Genomic DNA, 2,880 nt, shown 5'->3' with positions numbered 1-2,880 from the left:
GCGATATGCTGGGCCAGGTCATCTGAAATACCGAGCGTCGTGATGGCAGACTGAAGATAGCGCGTATTCCATAGGATGACCGCTGCCACCAGCAGGTTCAGACCTGACGCCCGATAGGCCTGATTTTCAAAACGCCGATCCCGCAGTTCGCCAAGCTGATTGAAGAAGAGCGCCCGAGCCAGCGCATTCCGGGCTTCTCCCTTATTGAGTCCAGCCTGGGTTCGTCTGCGCAAATCCAGATCCTGTATCCAGTCGAGCATAAAAATTGACCGTTCGATCCGGCCGACTTCGCGCAAAGCCACAGCCAGACCATTCTGACGGGGGTAAGATCCGAGTTTGCGCAGCATGGCCGAAGCGGTCACGGTTCCACTCCGAATAGATGTGACGAGACGCAGCAGGTCGTCCCAGTGTTCCACAATATGGTTGGTATTGATCAGGTCACCGGCCATCCCACCCAGAAGTTCGCCCGGGTGTTGTCCCGGAAAAAGGTGAAGTTTCCGCTCTTTCAGATCCCGTATCCTGGGCGCAAATCGATAACCAAAGAAGGGCATCAGCCCGAAAACATGATCCGATGCCCCACCCGTATCTGTATAATGCTCTTCAATGGAAAGTCCGTTAGCATGATAAAGCAGTCCATCCAGAACATAGGGCGCTTCACCGGCCGTCGCAGCAATCACCCGGGTCGAAAACGGATCATACTGATCGGAGATGTGGGTGTAGAAACTGACGCCCGGTTCACTGCCATTGCGCGCATTGATATCGCTGATCGCAGCGCCTCTGCCACCTGCATGAAACAATTGACCATCACTTGAGGACGATGTGCCGTCTCCCCAGAGTGACGCCAGGGGCAGCCCACGATGGGCTGCAACCATACGGCCAAGGGCTTCGGCGTATCCGGCCTCGCTGATATGCCAGTCATGCAGATGCGCCAACTGGCGCAGGGTGGCACCCTGACAGGTGTCGGCCATGCGTGTCAGACCAAGATTAATCCCATCCGCCAGGATCACCGTCAGCAGGGCGTTTTTGTCATCCGCGACACGGCTGGAACGGCGATGGGTAAAGCAGTCGGTGAAGCTGATCCAGCGGTCCACTTCCAGCAGAAGATCAGTAATCTTGATCCGTGGCAGCCGGTCGTAAGCCGCCCGCCTCAACTCTTCCACAGCAGGGGGTGTAATTGCTTTCAGAGGCGAAATCACAAGACCATGTGCATCAAGCCGGACCTGTGACAACTCGCCCTTCCTGGCAAGAGCCGTCACCCGGTTCAGCGCGGTTTCCAGCACTGCACGCCGTTGAGAAAGGAACGTGTCAGCCGTAGCATTGATCGCCAGAGGCAACGGTCCTTGCGCGCGCATCGCTGCAAACGTGGCTTCCGGAAGAAGGTAGGTGTCGAATGCGCGGTATTGGCGACTTTCCGTTACCCAGATGTCTCCGGCACGCAGACGCTCGCGCAGCTGGGTCAGAACACAGAGTTCGTAGGCCTGTCGTATGACTGTTCCCTCTGGCCTGACAAAGCTGTGCCAGGAAGGCGGAATGAAACGGATCGGACAGGAGTCAGGCAAGCGGCGTTTACCGGTCCGATAGAGGTCTCCAATGATCTGCACCGCCTTCAGTAATCCCTGTACCGTGCGACCACCCTGAAACTGGAACGCGTTCAGGAATGGACCAATGGCAGGACGAAGAGAGCGATGCCGGTTGATCAGTTCGGCCGTGCGATCAATGGTCTCTGGAGCTGTCAGGGTTTCAGCCCTGCCGATGGCGTCCTGGAGGCGGGGCCAGTCAATTCCCGTAATGGCAGACAGTGAATCAACACCCTGATCACGCGCCTCAATCAGATGACGGCAGGAGGTTGTCAGCAGACGAAGCTGGGCCTGCAACGATCGCATGGTGACAATCGCTTTGTCACGGATCCGGTGCTCGGCACGGCGCATCATGCTTCCGAGGAGTTTGTCCATCATTGTGAGGGTCGCGTCGGTTAGAACCTCCTCAAGTCGGACCCCGGCTGCCACCAGAATGGCGTAACGACGGGATGACCGAAGCTCGGCCAGATGCTGGGGCGTAATCCGGGCAGCTTCTTCGCTCAAACGGTCAAAGGCCACACGCGGTATGGTCGTGGCGCGAGCGCTGTCGAGGTTCAGGGATCGTACATACTCCAGGCGTTCCAGCAATCGCAGGATATTGCGCGCGGCTGGTGACAGGGGCGGGTTACGCAGCCACGAGAGCGAGGAGGCACTGCGATCGCCACGACGCTCCAGCATTTTGTCCAAACGACAACGGGTTTCCGGCGGCAGATCCCCTGCAAGGACGTCATGGACAAGGTGATCGGCCTGCTGGCGAGCACGGCGCACCAAGGCTTCAATGACAGTGACCGACGGCAGGAGAATGCTTCGGCGACGCATCTCGTCAATCAGGATCGCAGCCATGCGGGATGGCTGGGTCACATGATGTGCAATTGGCATCGCGAAACCGGTCATGTCATGAAATGCCGACCGATCGAAGGTTCGGTAGCCATAACGCTTCATCAGGTGGGCCAGATGGGATCGACGGGTTTCGTCACGACGTCCGTAATGGGACCAGAGCCCAGGGGACAGGTCGAGCTGCCGCGCAACAAATGACAGAATGGGAGCCGGTGGTGTTTCACCAGATTCCAGCACCCGTCCCGGCCAGCGCATGTAGAGCATGACCATCGCAAAACCCAATCGGGAGGTTTCTCCGCGGCGGGTTGCGATCAGATCGAAGTCATCCTGGCTGAGTGTAAAATGTCTCGTGATCTCGCGATCATCGACAGAAGGCTCGTAATGTCGGGCGAGAGCTTCACGGGTCAGAAGACGGCGCCGCGCCATGATCGGATGTCTCCTTCATGTGTCCGGAAGGGGATCGTTG

General features: G+C 58.0%; 1 protein-coding gene. It reads right to left on the bottom strand.

Annotated features, from left to right (window positions below; genetic code table 11):
* On the bottom strand, window positions 1-2,840 hold a 2,840-nt coding region (locus GOB85_RS18545; protein ID WP_173578843.1), incomplete at its 3' end, for a Tn3 family transposase.
* Between the last annotated feature and the right edge of the window lie 40 nt (window positions 2,841-2,880).

This window comes from Acetobacter fallax (genome assembly GCF_011516735.1).
GTDB lineage: Bacteria > Pseudomonadota > Alphaproteobacteria > Acetobacterales > Acetobacteraceae > Acetobacter > Acetobacter fallax.
The sequence above is the reverse complement of the archived record's forward strand: the minus strand, read 5'-3'. Positions and strand labels throughout refer to the sequence as shown.